This is a genomic window from Methylosinus sp. shoA, assembly GCF_059718125.1.
Genome location: NZ_AP046091.1, coordinates 1,607,075 through 1,627,043, shown reverse-complemented (window position 1 = coordinate 1,627,043; position 19,969 = coordinate 1,607,075). Strand labels below are relative to the sequence as shown.

16 protein-coding genes and 3 pseudogenes are annotated in these 19,969 nt (G+C 66.0%); 3 read left to right on the top strand and 16 right to left on the bottom strand.

Annotation, left to right across the window (positions count from 1 at the left end; all coding sequences use genetic code 11):
* Positions 1–4: 4 nt before the first annotated feature.
* The 9 genes and pseudogenes from AC6IW9_RS07405 to tnpB all read right to left on the bottom strand — a co-directional run bounded on the left by AC6IW9_RS07405 (position 5) and on the right by tnpB (position 13,592).
* Positions 5–8,227, bottom strand: a complete 8,223-nt coding sequence (locus AC6IW9_RS07405; RefSeq protein WP_497770854.1) for an RHS repeat-associated core domain-containing protein — start codon at positions 8,225–8,227, stop codon at positions 5–7.
* Positions 8,228–8,268: 41 nt separating this feature from the next.
* Positions 8,269–8,865, bottom strand: a complete 597-nt coding sequence (locus AC6IW9_RS07400; protein ID WP_497770851.1) for a phytanoyl-CoA dioxygenase family protein — start codon at positions 8,863–8,865, stop codon at positions 8,269–8,271.
* Between the two features lie 100 nt (positions 8,866–8,965).
* On the bottom strand, positions 8,966–9,232 hold the full coding sequence (locus AC6IW9_RS07395) for a hypothetical protein (protein ID WP_497770847.1): 267 nt from the start codon (positions 9,230–9,232) through the stop codon (positions 8,966–8,968).
* A gap of 14 nt (positions 9,233–9,246) precedes the next feature.
* Positions 9,247–10,917: a prenyltransferase/squalene oxidase repeat-containing protein gene (locus AC6IW9_RS07390; RefSeq protein ID WP_497770841.1), complete on the bottom strand. Its 1,671-nt coding sequence runs from the start codon at positions 10,915–10,917 to the stop codon at positions 9,247–9,249.
* Between the two features lie 208 nt (positions 10,918–11,125).
* On the bottom strand, positions 11,126–11,806 hold the full coding sequence (locus AC6IW9_RS07385; RefSeq protein WP_497770837.1) for a hypothetical protein: 681 nt from the start codon (positions 11,804–11,806) through the stop codon (positions 11,126–11,128).
* Complete coding sequence (locus AC6IW9_RS07380; RefSeq protein ID WP_497770834.1) at positions 11,803–12,036, bottom strand: hypothetical protein; 234 nt, start codon at positions 12,034–12,036, stop codon at positions 11,803–11,805. The genes AC6IW9_RS07385 and AC6IW9_RS07380 overlap by 4 nt, the downstream gene beginning before the upstream one ends.
* Positions 12,036–12,584, bottom strand: a complete 549-nt coding sequence (locus tag AC6IW9_RS07375; RefSeq protein WP_497770831.1) for a hypothetical protein — start codon at positions 12,582–12,584, stop codon at positions 12,036–12,038. Before AC6IW9_RS07375 ends, AC6IW9_RS07380 begins: the two co-directional genes overlap by 1 nt.
* A gap of 224 nt (positions 12,585–12,808) precedes the next feature.
* Positions 12,809–13,176: pseudogene (locus tag AC6IW9_RS07370) on the bottom strand (IS66 family transposase); the annotation flags it as partial.
* Positions 13,177–13,244: 68 nt separating this feature from the next.
* Positions 13,245–13,592, bottom strand: coding sequence for an IS66 family insertion sequence element accessory protein TnpB (tnpB, locus tag AC6IW9_RS07365; protein ID WP_497770829.1), 348 nt, complete (start codon positions 13,590–13,592; stop codon positions 13,245–13,247).
* On the opposite strand from tnpB, the pseudogene AC6IW9_RS07360 reads away from it, so the two are divergent.
* From AC6IW9_RS07360 to AC6IW9_RS07350, 3 genes and pseudogenes are all read left to right on the top strand, one after another.
* Positions 13,525–14,430 (top strand): annotated as a pseudogene (locus AC6IW9_RS07360) (DUF6880 family protein); the annotation flags it as partial. The gene tnpB and the pseudogene AC6IW9_RS07360 sit on opposite strands and share 68 nt — an antisense overlap.
* 80 nt (positions 14,431–14,510) lie before the next feature.
* Positions 14,511–14,558 (top strand): annotated as a pseudogene (locus AC6IW9_RS07355) (hypothetical protein); the annotation flags it as partial.
* 77 nt (positions 14,559–14,635) lie between these two features.
* A complete protein-coding gene (locus AC6IW9_RS07350) occupies positions 14,636–15,049 on the top strand; it encodes a plasmid pRiA4b ORF-3 family protein (protein WP_497770826.1) in 414 nt (137 codons plus the stop codon).
* 175 nt (positions 15,050–15,224) lie between these two features.
* On the opposite strand, the gene ureG is transcribed toward AC6IW9_RS07350, so the two are convergent.
* The 7 genes from ureG to AC6IW9_RS07315 are packed head-to-tail and all read right to left on the bottom strand — an operon-like array spanning position 15,225 to position 19,944.
* Complete coding sequence (gene ureG / locus AC6IW9_RS07345; RefSeq protein WP_497770823.1) at positions 15,225–15,845, bottom strand: urease accessory protein UreG; 621 nt, start codon at positions 15,843–15,845, stop codon at positions 15,225–15,227.
* The gene (locus AC6IW9_RS07340) at positions 15,842–16,447 is read right to left on the bottom strand and encodes a HupE/UreJ family protein (RefSeq protein ID WP_497770820.1); all 606 of its coding nucleotides are present in this window, start codon (positions 16,445–16,447) and stop codon (positions 15,842–15,844) included. The genes ureG and AC6IW9_RS07340 overlap by 4 nt, the downstream gene beginning before the upstream one ends.
* Positions 16,444–17,190: an urease accessory protein UreF gene (locus tag AC6IW9_RS07335; protein WP_497770816.1), complete on the bottom strand. Its 747-nt coding sequence runs from the start codon at positions 17,188–17,190 to the stop codon at positions 16,444–16,446. The genes AC6IW9_RS07340 and AC6IW9_RS07335 overlap by 4 nt, the downstream gene beginning before the upstream one ends.
* Positions 17,117–17,608, bottom strand: a complete 492-nt coding sequence (locus AC6IW9_RS07330) for an urease accessory protein UreE (RefSeq protein WP_497770812.1) — start codon at positions 17,606–17,608, stop codon at positions 17,117–17,119. Before AC6IW9_RS07330 ends, AC6IW9_RS07335 begins: the two co-directional genes overlap by 74 nt.
* 11 nt (positions 17,609–17,619) lie before the next feature.
* On the bottom strand, positions 17,620–19,332 hold the full coding sequence (ureC, locus tag AC6IW9_RS07325) for an urease subunit alpha (RefSeq protein ID WP_497770808.1): 1,713 nt from the start codon (positions 19,330–19,332) through the stop codon (positions 17,620–17,622).
* A complete protein-coding gene (locus AC6IW9_RS07320) occupies positions 19,322–19,645 on the bottom strand; it encodes an urease subunit beta (protein WP_497770806.1) in 324 nt (107 codons plus the stop codon). The genes ureC and AC6IW9_RS07320 overlap by 11 nt, the downstream gene beginning before the upstream one ends.
* Positions 19,642–19,944, bottom strand: a complete 303-nt coding sequence (locus tag AC6IW9_RS07315; protein ID WP_497770803.1) for an urease subunit gamma — start codon at positions 19,942–19,944, stop codon at positions 19,642–19,644. The genes AC6IW9_RS07320 and AC6IW9_RS07315 overlap by 4 nt, the downstream gene beginning before the upstream one ends.
* Positions 19,945–19,969: the final 25 nt, after the last annotated feature.

The following is a 19,969-nucleotide window of genomic DNA, read 5'->3' as shown; positions in this document are numbered from 1 at the left end:
CTCGTCACTGACCGGGGAACAGAGTCCCCGGCGAAAGACCGAGAGCCCGAACCACGTCGTCGTTGTTCCGGCTATAGCAGAAGGCCGCGATGACCTCGTCGCCGCCGTTCAGGATCCGGCGGACTTCCCTCGGGGAGATTTGGAACACATCCACCACGAGCACGTTCCGGCGACCGCCGAAACGACGCGCCGTTTCGACGTCCTCGTAAAAGAATCGACGCTCGCGGCTCAGGCCTCCTCTGGTGTTCCCGTGAGTGCCCGAGAGGATCGTGACCCGACGCCCTCGGTTTCGGGCGGATCGAACCAGATCGACGATGTCCCTGCCGGTCGTCCCGTATCGTGACAGCCAAACTCGCCGGCCGTTCGAATTGCGATGGTATCGGAAACGATCTGCGCCGCGAGGAGCGTTGCGCGCATTTCGCCGGGTTGGTCCTCTGAGCTCGGAACCATCCGCCATGGCGAAGCGTCCGCGTCCAGTTCGCAGGCCTTGGCGCAGGCTGCTCGCGGCTGCGCCAAGCCCGCCGGAGACGCCGCCGATGATCCCGCCGGTCAACGCCGCCAAGCCCGCGCCCTCGTTGAATCCCCGTCCCGCCACGGTATTGTTGAGGCCATTCGCGAGATAGCCCTCGACCGCGCCGAGCGAACCCTCCGCGACGACGGACGCCGCGATGGCCGCGCCGATGGACAAGCCCCCCGTGGCTGCGGCGAGCCCGACGCCGGCGGTCGCCGCCACAGCGCCGAAACCAGCGCCGATGAAGAAATACGCCGCCCGCTGGCCGGGCGAGCTTCCCTCCCAATTCACGGCGAGATTGACTGTGCCGCCGAGCGCCGCTCCGGCCAGAGCGGCAATGGCGAGCACAGCGAGAAAGGCCAGCTCTCCATCGTCGTCGACCGCGTCGAAGGGACGATCCCCGGCATAGGTGTATGGACTGGCGAATTGCCCGTCGGGATCGGGCGTCCAGAACCGGCCGAGCTCGGCGTCGTACCAACGGGCCCCGAAATCGTAAAGTCCTGTGGGGTCTTGGGGTTTGCCCGTGAATCGGCGCGTCCAGCGGTCGACGTCGGCGCCTTTGCTGTCGGCCATGCCGCCGTAAGGCCTGTAGTCGAACGCCCCGACCGTCGATCCGTCGGCGGCGCCCACCCATCGCACCGATCCGAGATGGTCCGCCCACATCACGTGAGGAGCATCGCCGTCGAAGACCGCGATCGGGCCTCCCGGCCCGAACACATATTGTCGCAAAGCGCCGTCCGGGAGCTCCTCCGCCCAAGGGAACGGGTCTTCCCCATAGACGGTGACGAATGCGCGGCCCGCCTCGTCCTGCGCCCATACCCGCCTGCCATTGCTGTCGTAGGCGAACGCCAGAGTGTGATCGCCCGCTCCGCTCCAGTCCATGAAAATCGGCTGCGCGAGGACATCGTCGTATCGGACGTCATGGATGCGACGCGCCGTGGACGACCGCGTGCGGCCGTTGCGGTCATAGGAGAGCTTATCTTCCGCCGCGTTCGACGCTCTTACTTCGGAGACGCGGTCGGTTCCGTCTTCGTAGACGAAAGTTCGGATTTCGGCGTCGACGGTCATCTTGTCGATATTGCCGTTGAGGTCATAGGAGAAGCCGACATTCTGGCCCCCGTCCGCGATGGTGGTGCGGCTCAGCCCGTCGCTGGCCATGGCCCAGCTCTGTTCGCTCGGCGCCTCGGGCACATTGCGGACGATCGTGACCGAGGCGACCTGCCCAGAGTAATAGCCGACGCCGCCAGCGCCGCCTGAAGTATAGGCGAGCGTCTCGGTCATCGTCGGCGCTACCGGGTCATCACTGACCTCGCGATCGACGATCAGCGTCTCCCAGCCGGGGCTGTTGTAGGTCCAGTTTCGCGCGAAGCGGCGCGCCGCCACTCGCGACAGGCGGGAGAGCAGTGAACCGCCCGGGTCGTAAGTGAAAGTCGCGAACGCCTCCGCGTCGGCGGGAGTGCCTACCGATGCGACGTTTCCGACCCGATTATAGTGATATGTCACCTCGGGCGCGGCCGCGCCTTCCGGATAGGACCATCGGATGGGGCGGTCGAGGCCATCATAGGCGAGCCCGATGCGCCGGACGCCGGCGAGAGTGGCGATCGTGGCCGACTCGAGCCGAGCGCCGAGAGTCCAGGCGAGCTGCTCGTTCACGACTGCTCGACCAGACACCGTCCGGGCCGAGACGAGCTGGCCGATGTCGGTCGGTTTGGCGCCGTCGCCATCATATTCGAGCGTGCGGGCGACCGACCCGCCATCCTCGACCTTCGGCCAACATGGGTCATCGTCGGCGATCGCTTGGAGCGCCGCTCGATTCCACGTCCCGATTACGCTGCCCTCCTCCACCAGTCGTTCGAGCCCGTCGTACTTCTGGTAGCGAATGGCCTGTTCGCCGGGCGGCTTGGCCGCGTTCACGGCGTCGAGCGTGAAGCGCTCGGAGCCGCGTAGGTCGAATATTCGTTCGACGGCGCCCGTGTCGGGCGTCCACTGAGAGATCGGGTTGCCGAGAAAGTCGAAGGTGTTGGTGAGGATGAAGCGGTCATCCGGATTGGTCTCGGCGAGCGCATTCGGCAGGTAGACCTTTTTAGTGCGCCCTGCGGCGTCGAGCTCGAGCCGAACGATGGCGTAGTCCGCGCCGCCGGGGGTCGCGGGGCCCGCCTTCGTGGCGACTTTCCGGCCGAGGACGTCGGTGCATATGCGCACCACACGCCCGTCGGCGTCGGTCGTCGTCTGCACGTGAAATGCGGCGTCCGGGAAGTCGTCGCCGCCGAATTCACCCCGAATATTCGTCTCGTAGGCGTAAGTGGTAATGTGCGGGTTCGTGGATGCCCCGGTGTCGTCCTGGATGATCGCGAAGTCCTTGCCGGCCGCCGACCGCATAATCTGCCGTCGAGATGGCGTAGGGGCCGTGACGACCCGGTAATAAGGATAGCCTTGGTCGTCGCTCCCTTGCCCTTTGTCCGAATAATACGTGGCGACGAGGCCCTCCATCACACCCGACGACCAGTCGATGGCGGAGACCAATTTCGAGTTGTAGATCGGCGCCGCTCCATCCACCGAAGCCGATTTGGTGGTGATGACGGTTTCCCCTTGGTCGTCGGGGATGTCCTGGTAGGCGAGGACGCCGGTATCCGAGAGCACATTCTGCTGGCGCTCGGCGCCGATCCCATCGGCGTAAACCGAAGTCGAAGACGGCCGATTGGCCACCGCGATGTTCCGGAAACCGACGCCCGCGTCGCCGCAGCCGAGAGTGAGGCGGCCGCCGGGCGCTGCGGTCGTACGCGTCCAAGCCAGGAGCTGGCCGTCCGCGTAGAACCCGACGAACCCGGTCCCGCTCTTTGGCGAGGTGGCGATCAGCCCCAGCTCGGCCGCCGGAAGCGCAGCGTCGCCAGGGAGGCCCGTGATCGGAGCGCCCGAAAGCGTGAGCCGCCATCCGACGCCGGGCGACCATTTCGCAACGATCGCATCTCCGATGCCGATGGAGACAGAGGCGTTCGGCGCGATTGGACGGCCGCTCGCATCCGTCGGCAGCGCCACAGTCGCCCGTACGGCTCTGTCTACGCCATCTCCGCCGGCCGTAAAGGCGATGACGGCCTCGCCGTCGGTCGCGCGCGTAAGCGTCCCGTCCTCGACCTCCCAGCCCTCGGCGCCGGACCAGTCCGAACGCCAATCGCCACCCTGATCGAGGTCGGCGATCACGCCGCTATCGGCAGGGTTCCAGGTTGTTTGCCCGTTGGGTTGGGCGGCGTCGAATCCGCCGAGTTGGGTCGAGAGGAAGTAGAGGTTGCACGCGACCAGCGCGCCCGCCGCGTTGGTATGCAACAGCTCGCGCGAAAAACCGTCGCGCAACAGGCGGCCGCATTGGCCGCCGGGAGCGACCGACGCCGTCGCGCCGCCCGCCGCTCCGTAGACGTTCGCCGACGCGTCGGAATGCACCGGGCAGACGAATATGTCGTCGAGGAGGATGTCGCCCCTCGCGCCGGCTGTAAAGCGCACCTCGACGTCGGCAAGGTTCCCCGAAGCCGCGACGGGGAGCCGAGCATATCGCCACACGGCGCCTGTATCGCCGATATCGAGGGTCGCGACGACCACGCCGCCGACGCGGACGTCGCACGTCGCCCCGGACGCCGAACTCTTGGCCCAGAACGCCACGATGGACGGCCCATCGGCCTTCGACCAATCGAAGCGCGCCGAAACCGAAGGTCCGAGGGCGGTGAGGGCCAGGGAGCCTTTCCCGGTGTGGGCGTCACCGCGGACGAAATGGGCGGAAATCCGCGAGCCGTCCGACATCTCCCACGGTCCATCCGCCTCGTAGCTCTCGAACCCGACATAGGCCACCGCTTCGGCGGGCGCGCCACGGAACGTCGCGACCACCGCCGATCCCGTCACATCGTAGAGGTTCGTCGACGGAACGCCGATCGCATCGGTTTGCTGGACCACTTCGCCCGTGCTCGGCGCGCGCGCCTGCACACGGTTCGTCGCCACCCAGAGCGACGCGGAAGGCGGCTCGTCCTGCGGGCTCCAGGCCGAAAACTCGACCGGCACGGCGGCTTTCGGCCGCCACACCGCCTCGGTGCGGGCCCGATATTCCGCAAAAGACCCCCAACCGCCGCCCGGCCACTCCTTGAAAGTGCGCAACAGGATCGCGGTCAGGACGCCGTCCGCCGCAGGGTCGTCCGCGGGCGCGTCGCGCTGCACCTGGATACAGGGCATGGCGAGCTGGTGCGTCTCGATCAATGCGTCGGAGTATGCCGGCGCCTGCCAAGCGTAGATATTATCCTCGACCTGCTCGCGAGCCTCGCCGAACGTGTCGGTGTAGCTCGCAGCGCTGCGGATCGGCAAACCCGATTGCTGGCTGAACGCCTCGCGCTTCGTCTGCACGACCGGCAAGGAGACCAGAAGGCGACCATTGTCGATCCGGAGCGCGAATCGTTGGACGCCGCAGGCGTCGGGGACCAGCCATGTCCGCCCCCCATGGTCGGTATAAACTCGCGGACGGGGCGTCCGAACTCGGGCTCGGCGCAGGGCGTCCTGCAGCCCCTGGGGCATGTTCTCGCCGCTCAGGGACTGGAGGTCGTCGGCGGTCCCTATCGAGGTCTCCTGGTAGTCGAATGTCGTCGTCGAACCGACCGTGCGCACCCACGCGCCGTATAAACCCACGGGCTTCCCGCCTCTGAGCGGCGTGCGCGCCGTGTAGACCTCATAGTCCCAAGTGCGGCGCTGGGTGAGTCCGCCGGCGCTCGAGAGTTCCTGTTCTTCGGCGATCTGCCCGTGCAGATAGCCGTAGAGGCGCTGACGAACGTCGTTGGGGGCCGGCTCGAGCGGCCAGCCGACCTCGCTCGCCGAACGGTTGTTGTGGTAGGTCGTCCGTGTCTGGCCGCGCGGCGTCGCGTCGGGTGGCGGCCAGGAGGGCTCCCAGCTCTTTCCGCCGAGGCCTGCGATCACCGCGGTCTCGGCGAATTCGGCAGTCTCCCCGTCGGCCGATACAGTGACCGTGCCGTCGTCATAGGCCAGCGCGGTGCGACGGACGCGTCCGGCGGACGTTTGGCCCGTCTCGTCGAGCCCCACGTCGAGCTCGGCCGAAGCCACCACCGGATGGGTGAGCCGACCAGTGACTCGGCCCCGATGCACCTGCCGGAGGTGGACGGACTTCGGCTTCGCGAAGCTGGAGCCGGTCCAGGTCATGAGCGCCAGGTCGCCCACCAGAGCGCCGCCCGGCGCATTGTGGCCCGCCACGATGCGCTCCGACGGCAATTTGGTCGTGGCGCTCTTGTCGAGCCGCCCGTTGTCGAAGGGAACGACGAAGGCGTTGCCGGATTGGTCTTCATAAGCGAGGAAGGACGGCGCTCGGTTGGCGAGGCTGCCGGGCTTCATATTGGGGTCGAGCGAACCCAAGAGTTCGAGGGAACCGTCGCGACCGCGCGAGTATACGTCGCGCCCGACCGTGATGGTGTTTCCGCTGGCCGTGGACGGAATATTGCTCGACCCCGTCGGGTTGGCTTGCTTCCACTTCAGTTTGTAGGGATCGAAAAACCACGCCTCATTGCCGTTCGGGCCCGACCGCACGGCAATGTCGTCGCCGTAGGCGAAATTCGAGTCATCCGTGGCCCCGTCCATTTGCGCATAGGCCCAGTCACGACCGTCGAACCGCCATAACCGGTCGACATTGGCGACGACCGAGACAGTGATGTGCGTCTGGGTGAAGGCGAGCGGGCTGGAGCGTGAAATCCCGCGGCGGACGTTATCGATTACTGTGCTGGCCCGGAGCAATTGGTCCCATTGCTGGACCTGGAGCGTCACGTCGAACCGATCGTCCTCGTCCGCCGAGATCCAAGTGACGGCGAGCGCACATGGCCCCATGGTCAGGAAAGTGTACGGTGAGGACGAGGTCCAATAGACGGGCGAAACTCGGTCGCGATCCAGGCTGAAAGCCTTGAAGTCACGCGCCATCGGATCGAACGCGAACGCCCGAAGCCGCGCTTCGCCGCGGGTCAGGTCGACCTCGCCGAACGCAAACGAATCTCCGTAGGCCGACAGCGCGAACTGGCTTCCGCTCGACGGGTCGAGTATCGACGACCTGTCGATCCATTGCTCGTTCGCGGGGTCCCACACTTCGACGACCGGTCTGCTGCCCGTCGCCACGGCCACGACGAAGGACGCGCCCGTAGCGGCGATCCCGTTGCCGTTGGACGCGATGTCGAGGCGGGTGAACCGACTATCGGCCTCGAATTCGGCGACGGCGCCCTTGCGCCGAGCGAATTTCCGCACCACGATCTGCTCGCGGGTCGCGGTGGTTCGAAAGGTGAGCGCGAAGAAGTTCGCTTGCGCTCCCACCGCCAGCGTGTCCGGGTCGAAATCGACACGCTCCTTGTCGAGCAGTCGCTGCGACACCCATCGGCCGTTCCAGGCCCATGCCTCGACGGTGAGCAGCTGCGCCGAATCGTCGTGGCTGAGCACGACGGCATAGTCGGGCCCCCAGAACACTCCAGGTGTGGCGTCGGGTTCGATCAGCCGGGCCAGCTCCGAGCCGGACAGCGTGCGATCGACGTAATGATACGTCGACACTGCCCCCGTCGGATATGCGACCGTGGCCACCGCGCCCCGGTTCACCTCCGCCTTCCGGTCGCTCGGCTTATTCAGATAGGTGAATCGTAAGCCCGGCGACGCGCGTCCGTCCGGATCGCAGATGACCACCTCGGTCAGGTAGCGCTTGCGGAGATCGGCGTCGGGACCCGGACCGATGCCTACCGCGGCCAACTCATAGCCGAACTCCAGAGTGAAAAGGCGGGGCGTCGCAACGCCGTCGGGGGCGCCGAACACGCGGATGCGGTCGAGGTAGCGGGTCTCGAAGCGGTCCTGGTAAGCGACCACCTGGCCGGAGGGATCGACATGCGGAATTCGGTATTCGTCCGGCTCCTTCTCGCCGTATTGCAGCTCGACCGTGCGACCCCGCGTATCGGTCACCCGACGCAACCGGCTCGACGCCGTATACGAAAGCCCGGCGGTCGAGCCGAGCTGACGCAAATCGTTCTCATATTCGAACGAGATGCGAGCGCCCCACGGGCTCCGCACCTCGGTGAGGTTGAAGCCGGTGTACATCTGCGTCATGCCGTTGGATTGGACCGACGGCCCGGTCCAATTGCCTTCCTGACCGGGCCAGCGGACGCCGAGCTGGAGCGCTGACGCTGCGGGGTCGGCGCCGGGAGCGCCGCCATAGATGTAGATGGAGCCGTCCTCGCGGGTGATTTCCCACCGCGCGTGTCGGGGAAAATATCGAATACGCCAGAATTGGAACGCCTCGGCCTCGAAGACGAGAACTCCGTCGCTGTCGGCGCCGATCTGGTGCAGTCGCGTGGCGCCGCCGCCGCTCGCGAGAAAGTATGAATACATGCCCGGCGCTTCGGCTGGCGGGTTATCGACCAGGATCGCGTCGAACGACAGCGACCAGCCGAGTCCGAGGTATCCGGTGGGCGCCGTCTGGTTCCAACTGTCGGCCTGGCGTCGCACATTGGAGGTGAGATAAGCGGTAATAGCGTAGGCGAGCCCGTCGGGCTCGTTCAGGCTCACCAGCGGCAGGGGAAGGTTCACGTCGGAGCGGAACAGATTGAGCGTTTGCTCCACCCCGCCGGCGGGCGAGGCGATCTGGAGGGCGTCCACACCCGGTATCTGGGCCAGTAATCCGAGCGATGCGCCTTCTGCGGTGACGAGGGACGACATGATATCCTCCTGGAAATACGCTGGTTCGGAATGCGGTAACGTCAGCTCGAACGCTGGCGGCAAAGGGCGACGAGGTCGCCGGACAGGAAGAACGACCGGTCGAGCGGCATGGGCTCGGGCGCGAACAGCGTGAGCGGCGTGTTTTTGGGAATGAGGAGCACGGCGGCGGCGGCGCGTGTCTGATCCGAGGCGTTCGCAGGCGAGCCGTGCACGAGCGCAGGATGGAAAAGCACCGCTTCGCCTCGCGCCAACTCGAGCTGCGTCGGGGGGAACTGCGCAGCCCATCCGGCTGGCGGTTGGTCGCCGACGGCGCGGAGTCCGTCCAGCCTGTGACTGCCGGAAGCCACGGCGAGGCCGCCGTTTTGCGGCCCCACGGCCTGGAGCGGCAGCCAGAGCGACAAGGCGGGCGGCGCTCCCAAGGGCGTCACTCGAATATCCTGGTGCCATGAAAGAGCCGCGGCGCCCGGCCCCTTGCAGACGAAGCCGCTGAAGAGCGCATCGTAACCGGCGATGTGGAGAGACCACCACGGCCGCAGCAACCTATCGAGGGCCTCATTCACCTCGGCGCGATGCGCGGGGTCGGGTATCTGGAGGGTGGCGTGGAAGCTCTCGACATAGCGTGTGGCGTGCTCGTTCAACAGCTCTCGGAGCCTATCCAACGTTGAAGCCGAGGGTTGAGGCGGCCGAATCCACCCCTGTCGGGCGAAGGCGCCTTGATTGTCGAGCGCGCCGATCATGTTACGACGGCCGCAGCGCGCTCAGGCGCGCGCCGATCGTCTTTGCCCAGGCGCATAAGAGTACCGACGGAATCGCCAGGAACACACGGCGCTGAAACCATGTGTCGCGTCCGTACTGCAGGACGAGTTCGCCGCGGTGTTCGGGGTGGCGATCGTAGAGGGCCTGAGCCTCGGCGCCCTCGACGGGGACGCGACGCACGACTCCGAGCGAAAGGACGCACGCCAACAGCGACATCCACCGGCAGGGCGGGCAGGCGGGCTTGTACATGAGAATGGGTCGTTCTAACATCCGCACACCTCCGTCAGCGCCATGACCGCCGCCGCTGTAGCCACCAGGCCCGAGCGGTCTTCGTAGAGGTCTCCTCGCAACGGTTGGCCCATTCGGCACGCTGGATCGGTCACACGCAGCTCGGCCGACCCCTCCCAGCGACCATCCGGGCGCTGCGCCGAGACGAGCGCGTCGACCAGTTCAGGCAGTAGGTTGGATTCTTCGAGGAGGGCGACGCCGGTCGCCCAAGCCAGTTCGAAAGCGGTGCTCGGCGGCAACAGCGCCTCGGTGGCGCCGCCGGGGACGCGTACGCCGAGACGTTTTGCTAGTCGCAGGTGGTGGTACGTCGAATAGCCCGGGCGAAGCCACCAGTACGAGGGCCAAGCGCCATCGTCGAGGCGCGTGCGACCCAGGGCTTCGGCCAAGGCGCGCCGGCGCAACGCGAAGGCCTCGTCCGACACGGCGAGCCCCACGGCCGCCGTTACGCACGGATGGGCGTCGCCCCAGCCGTCATCGCGCGGATAGGTGCGATATCCGTCTCCGACCCACTGTTCGGCGAGGAACGCTTCGGCCTCGGGCGGCGCCGTGCGGTCGAGCAGCCGGAGCAGCCGAACCGCAAAGCCAGTGCTATCGGCGTCCGGCCCGGTGCGGTCGTTGTATCCCCATCCTTGCCGATAGCGGTTCGCGACGAGCCAATCGGCCGCGCGCTCGGCCGCTCGCCGAGCGCCTTGGACGCTCGACGCCATTGCGAGCGCAACGCCGGCGAGACCCGTGACCCATCCGTCGGCGGCGCCCACTGGCAGCGCGTATTCGGAGAAGCGCCCGTCAACGCCCTGGAGCTCCATGAGCGCTCGCACACCGTCCCGCAGCGCGGCCCGAGCCGCCGCCGGGCCAGCGAGCAAGGGTGGGCCTTCGAGCGGCTTGAGGTAGATGTTCAGTCTGCGGTTGTCGTCGCGATCGATTCCGACGCCAATGAAGGCCACCTCGGCGGCTCCGGATGACAGGAGTTCGCGCACGTCGGGCGCGGCGACGCCGAGCGCCCGAGCAGTCCGCGCAATTGCCTCCTGCCAGCGGTCGGGCGGACGGGGAACGCAATGCCCGCAAACATCCAGCTTGGCGTCGATGCGGCGACCGTCCCGAAGGCGATAGCCGAGAGCCAGCACGAGACCTTCCACACGGAGCCGTCGGTAGCCGACGAGGTGGGCCAACACGCGCGCGAAGGCAGGATGTTCGAGGAAGCGGACGCCCAGGTGATCGAGCGGCGTCGGCCGGTCCAGTCGCAGATAGATCTTCGCCCGCGCCGTGTCGGCGTCGGCGCCCTCGACCCCGACGCTGACGACCCGCACATAGGGGGCGAGGCGTCTGAGGTCGTCGCTGATCTCCTCGGCGTCGGATAGGAGGTCGGTGGCCCAGGAGAGCGCTCGCCCGAGGCTATCGCCCCCCCATGGCATGGCGTCGACATAAATGGCGCCGCCGCCGTCGAGACCGGCGCCGAGCCAGACGAAGCCCCGAGTATAGTCGTCGAGCGGCGCGCGCACCGCGGCGTCGAGACAGCGAAGCGCTCGGGGATGCAGATCGAACGCATCCGCCGCCTCGAGCGTGCTGCGAAGCGCTCGGCGACTCGCTTCCCAGCGGGCTTGCGGCCCGAGCGTCCAAGCCGGGTCGCCGAGGACGCGCAGCTGCACGCCCCCGGCGCTGCTGCTGAGACACATCTGGAGCGGCGTGCCGTCGTAATTGATGAATGAACGTCCGACGCCGTCGCCCTGAGCGGTCGCAGTAGGCGACAGCACGCATTTCCCGAGCGCGAGCGCGCGCTCCTGTGAGGCCCCGAAGGAGGAGGCGACGGCCCTCAGCAGATGCGACGCGCTCGCCGGGACCATCGTCGGGCGCTCCTTATCCGGCCTTCGAGACGTTATAGGTGGACGACGCCCCACGGCGGCTGCCGGCGTTGCCCAACTGACCGGGGCTACCAGCGCTGCCCGAGGATCCGCCCGGCGAGCCGGCTTTGCCGCTGCCGCCTGCGGCTCCGCCCTTTCCGGCGGCGCCGACGGTGGACTGGCCGGTGTTGCACGTGATCCTCCCGCCCTGGGTGGAGGACCAGGCGATGGTCACGATCGTGCCGTCGCCCCCATTGCCGCCGTTGCCGCCATTGCCGCCATTGCCGCCATTGCCGGCATTGCCGCCGTTGCAACCTGTGCATTTATAGGCGCCGTCTTGGTCCGCCTTGCCGCCGTCGCCGCCATTGCCGCCATTGCCGCCGGCGCCGCCGGCGCCGCCCGATCCGCCATTGCCGCCCGCGGACATGAAGACGACCTCGCCGATGAGTTCGTCGATGGTGAAGGTCGCCGGATACGCTTTTTCTCCGTCCGACCCGTCCTGCCCGCGGCCCCCGTTGCCGCCATCCTTGCCATTGCCGCCAGTCTCGCAGTCCCGGCAGCCGCTGGCCCAATTACAGTTGCAATCGCGGCCATGCTCGCCGGGCAGGGCGTCGCCGCCATTGGCGCCATATGCGCCCGAGGCTCCCGAGAAGCCGAGCACGAGAACGTCGCCGACGTTCAAATTCTCCAGAATCATGACAACGGCTCCTTATTGCCCAACTTCTCGAGTTTCTTGATCGTTATTGAACTCTCCACTTGCACCTGGATCTCGCCGCCCGGCTCGATCTGGATCCACTCGAACTTCGCATTGGTGGACGCGATCACCAGCGGGTCGCCCGGGGTGACCTTGCGGGGCTGCTCTTCGTCTCCGGTGATGGAAGCGATCTCGAGCCCGGTATTTTTGTAGTCGGATTGTTGCTCGGACATCAGTGCCCACTCCTCTTCTCGAGGCATTCGAGACGCACCCGGCAGGGCGCATGAAGCACGAGCTGGCCGCCATTCTCGAGCAGCAGCCGTTCGAAGACCAGCACGGAAGGTCGACGCGCCACGAGACGGGCGCCCGCGGGCACTCGCACTGTTCCGGCCACATAGAGGTCGGCCTGGAATGGGCCGAGCGCAGCGTCCAGCTGCTCCTCGAACTCCGCGAAACGCCGGGAGTCGCCGAACAGGAAATGGAAGCCCGCATCGCGCACGTCCTTTTGGGTCGCCAGGACGGAGCCGTGGGGGGCTCGACAAATGTTCGACGGGATCGGGATCGCCGTCGCATCGTCGACGCCGATCCAGCGCTTGTATTCGGCGATCGAGGTCGTGTTCAGGCTCTCATATCTAAAGCCCGCGACGCCCGGCTCGAGGTTGACGACAGCGCCGAACCCGATCTCGACCGGCGTCGGAGCTTCGTCCCCAGCAAGACCGATCTCCTGCAGGAACGTGCGGCGGGAACTTCCTCCCCATGCGTCAATTGGATGATCGTACACGAGGGGCGTAGTCGAGCTTCCTGATCTGGCACTAAGCAAACCGCAATCCATTTCGTCCTCCCCGGCAATAATAATGGCCGATAGGTTCGTCGCGGCAGGAAGCTAACACGGGGCTTTTGCAATTTCTAGATGCAATTTCTAGATAAGCCGCGCGTCGGACGGCGCCGCCGTCGCGGTCACAGAGCACGCCGTTCTGGTCGGGTCGCCGAGCTTGCGCAAACGCTACAGCAGGTGCAACTCGTCGGCGCCTCGATCACGATGCGCTCGCGCGGCAGATGTTCCGGGAATGTATTGCGATCCGGCCGCTTGCGCGTGAAGCCGGCGACCGTCGTCGTTTTCGCGACCGCCTGCTCCGCCGCGAGCTCGTCCTCTGTCGCGCTCGCTTCCAGCTCTTCGAACAAGAGCGCTTATTGCTCGAGAAGACGCGCCGAGCGCTCGGATTTCTGCCCGTAGATCTGACGTTCCAGCTTGGCGATCTGAAGCTTTTGCGCGGCGATCAGCGCCATATCCTCCGACGCCTTTGCGCGCGCACGGCGAGCTCGGCCTTCAGCGCGGCGTTTTCGTCCGACAAAGCTTTGCTGGCGACGTCCATATAGCGAGTGAATCACAAATCTTTCGATTTGTGGCGCCCCAAAATGCGTCCGACCCCAGCTTTTTCGCTCATCCTGCGCTTGCGGGACGCCAGGTCGATTGCGGATTCCGCCAGTCGATCCCCTTGAGCATATAGGCCATCTGGGCGGCCGAAATCGACACCGCGCCGGCGCTCGCCGAGGGCCAGATGAACTTTCCGCGATCGAGCCGCTTGGCGTAAAGCGACAAGCCGATTCCGTCGTGCCAGAGGACTTTGACGAGATCGCCTCGGCGCCCCCGGAAAATGTAGAGATCGCCCGCGTGGGGGTCGCGCTTCAACTGCTCCTGCACCTGAAGCGCCAAGCCCTGCATGCCGCGCCGCATGTCGGTGTGGCCGGTGGCGATCCAGACCCGACAGCCTGCCGGCAGCGGGATCATCGACGCAGCGCCTTCACGACCCGCGACAGCGCGGTTGGCCGAGAACGCACATTGTGACGCAGTGGAGCCGGCCGACCGCACATATCAGGCGCTGCTCGCCAACGACTATGGACAATACGACCAGCTCATCGCGGCGTTGACCAATTCGCTCGGCAGCGCCGGTCTCTCGCATTTGAAGCAGCGTCTCATCACGTTGTCCAACGAGCCGATAAAAAAACTCGAAGATCACGAGAGGCGCAAAATCGGCTGGTCGTCGAGCGGACCGATCTACGAAGACGAGATCCAGAGCCGCCATCAGGCCAGCGTCATACGGTTTGCGTTGAGCGACATCGCCGACGCGTAGGGCGACGTCGACGCCTTCATCGCGCAATATGACGCACAAACGACGAAGTTCCTGAGGATCGCGGCGGAAATTTCCCGACGCCTCGTCGCTGCCGGCCGCGCCGACGAGGCGCTGCAGATAGTGGAAGCCGCCGAGCGCGGGCGGCCTGGCCGGCCCGAATTCGAATGGGAAGACGCGCGCATCGCGGCGCTCGACGCGCTGAATCGAAGCGAAGACGTGCAAGCGGCCCGCTGGTCGTGCTTCGAGCAACTTCTGTCAAAGCAGCATTTGCGCGAGCATTTGAAACGACTTCCCGACTTCGATAATATCGAGGCGGAAACACGAGCGCTCGACGCCGTCGAAGGCCACGCCGATTTTCTCCAGGCACTGTGGTTCCTGGCGTCGTGGCTGGCGCCCGACGGGGCGGCGAAGCTCAACTTGCAGCGACCGCAGAATCTCGACGGAAATCGCTTTGAGATTTTGACGCCGGTCGCCGAAGCCCTGGCCGGAAGGCATCCATTGGAGGCGACGCTGGCGTTGCGCGCCGTGATCGAATTCGCGCTCGATCAGAGTCGAATTACTGGAACCTTCACCAATTGCATCTCGCGATTCAGGCTGCCTTCAATTGGTGGAACTACCATCTCCATGAATTTCGGATCGGCGGATTGCGCTACGGCGACTTGGAAGTCGAAGACGACGGCTGGTCGGATATGGATCCCGAGTGTTCGCTGAGCGCGAAGTGCGGCTGGCGGACTTTTCCGGTGAAGACGGAATTGCCTTCGGCTATCGTTACGACTTTGGAAACTGTTGGGATCACACCGTCGAGATCGAAGACAAGTTCACGCTACCGGTCTCTCCGAAGCACGCAACATGCGTCGCGGGCGCTCGTGTGCGCGCGCCGGAGGATGTCGGCGGGAAATATGGCTATGAGAATTTCCTCGGGGTCATTTCTGACCCGGAGCATCCGGAATATCGTGAGACTCTGACCTGGTGCGGCGGGCATTTCGATCCGGAATGGTTCGATCTCGCGATCGTCGACAAGGACGTGCGGAACGCGCTGAGGCCCGGCGTGAAACGCCGGCTTCATCAGCCAAAGAGTTCGGCAGCGTCGGCCATTTTCGTTCCCTCCAAGTAATTGTCGAGAAATCAATTCGACATTGCGGGGACGAGCCGCGAACACGCGCGGGTCGTCGTCGGTCCCTGCCGAGAGCTCGTCATGTGAATGGCGAGCGCACGACATTAGCGCGTGCCGTGCGACAACGCCATAGGCGCGCCGCCGCGGCATGCTGCGCATCGCGAAAAGCGTTTCGCTAATGCGAATGGAGGCCGCCGGCGCTCTCGATGAAGGAGACGATGCGATCGAGCCCGAGATCGCTCATCAGGCTGGCGAAGACGAAGGGGCGCTCCCCGCGCACGCGGCGCGCGTCGCGATCCATCACCTCGAGTGAGGCGCCGACCATCGGCGCGAGATCGATCTTGTTGATGATCAGCAGGTCGGAGCGCGTGATGCCCGGCCCGCCCTTGCGCGGAATCTTGTCGCCGGCCGAGACGTCGATCACATAGAGCGTGATGTCGGCGAGCTCCGGGCTGAAGGTGGCGGCGAGATTGTCGCCGCCGCTCTCGATGAGGATGAGATCGAGATCAGGAAATTTGCGCTCGAGCTCGGCGACCGCGGCGAGATTGGCGGAGGCGTCCTCGCGGATCGCCGTATGCGGACAGCCGCCGGTCTCGACGCCGACGATGCGCTCGGGCGCGAGCGCGCCGGAGCGCGTCAGGAATTCGGCGTCCTCTTTCGTGTAGATGTCGTTGGTGATGGCGGCGAGGCGGAATTTTTCGCGCAATGTCTTGCAGAGCCGATCCATCAGCGCGGTCTTGCCGGAGCCGACGGGCCCGCCGACGCCGATGCGCAGAGGTCCGTGAGGAGAGGTCATCGAAACACCCTCGTCGAAAGAAGCGAGCGTCGACAGTGCGTGACAACCAGCGCCGTGACGAAACCGAGCGCATGGCCGAGGGCGGTCGCCGCGACGAGACCGCAGAGGAAGGCGAAACCTTCCACGCCCTGCGGCGCCTCGGCGCCATGTGCGAGACCGTGCATCACGCCGAACGCGCCGACGAGAAACAAGGCAATCAGCGCGTTCGCGCCGAGCCGTGTCGTCAGCATGACGCCGAGCATGACCGCCGAATTGAATGTCAGCGCCTGCAGGAGGTGTGACGGAACGTCGAGCTCCCCGAGCGTCGCGCCCATGGTCATGAAGGTCACGAAGGCGAGCGGCGCCGCGAGCCTCCGCCTCCCGCGCATTCGCGCACCGAGCCAGCCGACCGCCAATATTGCGGCGAGATGATCCATACCGCCGAAGGGATGCTCGAAGCCGAAGGCGAAGCCATGAGTCATGCCGACGCCCACATGCGCATGCGCCGGCATGGCGAAGAAAAAGAAAATCGTCGTGGCGATCGTCAGGCGCGCTGCGCTGCGGCTCTGGATCGTTTCGCTGCGCTCGCGATGACGGCGCAGCTGTGAGACTCGAATGCTCATGAGCGGAACAGCCTCGTATATTGCGTTTCATGCCGCATCGACGCCATGTCGATGCGCAGGGCGGATGTCGACAATTGATCGAGCGACGTTGCTTCGGCCGCATTCGCTGCGCGCAGAATGGTCGGCGCGAGAGCGGCGAGCGCGCGCAGCCCGTCGGTTTGCCCCAGCGGGACGAGCCGCACGCCGGCCGAGACGAGGTTGACGGCGAAGGCCTGCGCATAGGCGATGAGCGCGGCGTCGAGCGGCGCCGCGATCGCTGCGGCGCCGAGCGCGACGGGATGAGCGATTTCGCCGCCGCGCAGTCGCGCCAGCGCGTCGAGCGGCGAGCCTGGCCAGGCGGCGAGCGTCGCGCGCGCGAATGCGGCGCCCTGGTGGCTGGACTCCAGCGCCATTTCCGCGCTGCCGCGCCAGGCGGCGCAAAAGTCGGCGATCTCGTTCAGCGCCTCGACATCGCCCGCGCGCGCGGCGCGCCAGGAGGCGGCGAGAAAAACGAGATCGCACCAGCCGCCGCCGTTCTCGAGCACAGCAGCGACATAGGCTTCGAGATCCTCGCGGCTGCGAACGTCGCCCGCCTCGATCGCCCATTCGAGTCCATGGCTGAAGGCGAAGCCGCCAATCGGATAGGCCGGCGAGGTAAAGACGAGGAGCTGCAGCAGCCAGTCGCGCGTCTCAGTCATGGCGATGTCCAGCTTGGGGACGATGCGCATGATCGTCGTGATGATGGCGATGCCCATGTCCGCCATAGGCGCCGGGCTCCGGATCGAAGGGCGAGAGCCGCGGCGTCGCCTCGCCTCCCAGTCCTTCGACCATCGCCGCGATGACGGCGTCGTCGCGAATGACGAGGCGGTCCGAAAAAATCTGAATGGCGAGATGGCGATTGCCGAGATGATAGGCGAGGCGCGGCAGACCCGCCGCGCCGCCGCGGATTTCCAGCACCGGTTCGGGTCTCGCGACAATTCGAATCACGGAGCCGTCGTCGAGTGCGAGCCCGTCTCCCTCCGTGAGACGCGCGGCTTCGGCCAGATCGAGCAGAAAAGGCTCGCCTTGATCGCTCGTCAGGCTGCGGCGCCGGCGGTGACGCTCGTCCCAGTCGAGCGTCGTGGTGCCGCGTTCACGGGCCTTGTCCCAGCTCCCTGCGGGAAGCACTCGTGCTGCACGCATTCTTCGCCTCTTCAGAACAGGAAATAGCGCTGCGCCATCGGCAAGACGGCCGCGGGCTCGCAAGTCAGAAGCTCGCCGTCGGCGCGCACCTCATAGGTCTGCGCGTCGACCTCGATCTTCGGCGTCGCGTCATTGAGGATCATGCTGCGCTTCGAGATTCCGCCGCGCGTGTTGGCAACGACATGCAGCGCGCGCGTGAGGCCGTATTTCTGCGCGATGCAGGATTCGTGTGCGGCGCGGCTGACGAAAGTGACGCAGCTCTGCGTGAGGCTGCGGCCGAAGCCGGCGAACATCGGCCGATAATGCACCGGCTGCGGCGTCGGAATGCTGGCGTTGGGATCGCCCATCGCCGCCATGGCGATGGCGCCGCCCTTCATCACCAGCTCCGGCTTCACGCCGAAAAAAGCCGGCGACCAGAGAACGAGATCGGCGAGCTTGCCGGGCTCGATCGAGCCGACGAGATCGGCGATCCCATGCGCGATGGCCGGGTTGATCGTATATTTCGCCACATATCTGCGCGCACGAAAATTGTCGGCGCCGGCGCTGTCGCCCGCGAGCTTCCCGCGCTGCCGACGCATCTTGTCCGCGGTCTGCCAGCAGCGGATGATCACCTCGCCGACGCGCCCCATCGCCTGGCTGTCGGAGGAATACATCGAGAGCGCGCCGAGATCGTGGAGAATATCCTCCGCCGCGATCGTCTCCTTGCGGATGCGGCTCTCGGCGAAGGCGATGTCCTCCGGAATCTTCGGATCGAGATGATGACAGACGAGCAGCATGTCGAGATGCTCGTCGAGCGTGTTGACCGTATAAGGGCGCGTCGGATTGGTGGAGGAGGGCAGCACATTCGGCTCGCCCGCCACCTTGATGATGTCCGGCGCATGGCCGCCGCCCGCCCCTTCCGTGTGGAAGGCGTGAATGGTGCGGCCCTTGAAGGCGGCGATGGTCGCCTCGACGAAGCCGCTCTCGTTCAGCGTGTCGCTGTGCAGCGTGACCTGCACGTCATAGTCATCGGCGACGGAGAGCGCGCAATCGATGGCCGCGGGGCTCGAGCCCCAATCCTCATGCAGCTTGAGGCCGATGGCGCCGGCCTCGATCATTTCGACGAGCGCGCGCGGCTCGCTGGCGTTGCCCTTGCCGAAGAAGCCGAGATTGACCGGCAATCCTTCCGCCGCCTGCATCATGCGCTTCATGTGCCAGGGCCCAGGCGTGCAGGTCGTCGCCTTCGTGCCTTCGGCGGGACCGGTGCCGCCGCCGAGCATCGTGGTGACGCCGCTCGCGAGAGCCTCCTCGCATTGCTGCGGGCAGATGAAATGAATATGCGTGTCGATCCCGCCGGCGGTGACGATGCGCCCTTCGCCGGCGATGATCTCCGTGCCCGGACCGATGACGATGTCGACACCGGGTTGTATGTCGGGATTGCCGGCCTTGCCGATGCGCGCGATGCGTCCATTGACGACGCCGATATCGGCTTTGACGATTCCCCAATGATCGAGAATGACGGCGTTGGTGATGACCGTGTCGACGGCGCCTTGCACATTGGAGCGCTGGCTCTGGCCCATGCCGTCGCGGATCACCTTGCCGCCGCCGAATTTCACCTCCTCGCCATAGATCGTGTGATCACGCTCGATCTCGATGAAGAGCTCGGTGTCGGCGAGACGGATGCGGTCGCCGACCGTCGGTCCGAACATTCCGGCATAGGCACGCCGGCTGATTCTATTCGTCATCGCGCGCCTCCAGAGGTCCCATCACGGCGCCATTGAATCCAAACACAGCGCGCGCGCCGGCGTAAGGAACGAGCGCGACCATGCGCGTCTGGCCGGGCTCGAAGCGCACGGCCGAGCCCGCGGGAATATCGAGCCGCATGCCGCGCGCGACGGCGCGATCGAACCGCAGCGCAGGATTGGTCTCGCCGAAATGATAATGCGAGCCGACCTGGATCGGCCGGTCGCCAGTGTTGGCGACCTCGATCGTGATCGTCGCGCGGCCTTCGTTGAGGATGATCTCGCCTTCCGCGGGAATGATCTCGCCGGGGATCATCGGATCGGCTCGTGAACGGTGACGAGCTTCACGCCGTCGGGAAAAGTCGCTTCGATCTGCACCGCCTCGATCATCTCCGCCACGCCCTCCATCACCTGCTCGCGCGTCAGCACATTCGCGCCCTCGGCGCGCAATTGCGCGACCGAGCGTCCGTCGCGCGCGCCTTCGACGACGAAATCGGTGATGAGCGCGATCGCTTCCGGATAGTTGAGCTTGGCGCCGCGCTCGAGGCGCCGGCGCGCCACCATCGCCGCGACGGCGACGAGCAGCTTGTCCTTTTCGCGCGGCGTCAGATGCATCCCGCGTTCTCCCTGAACGTTCTTC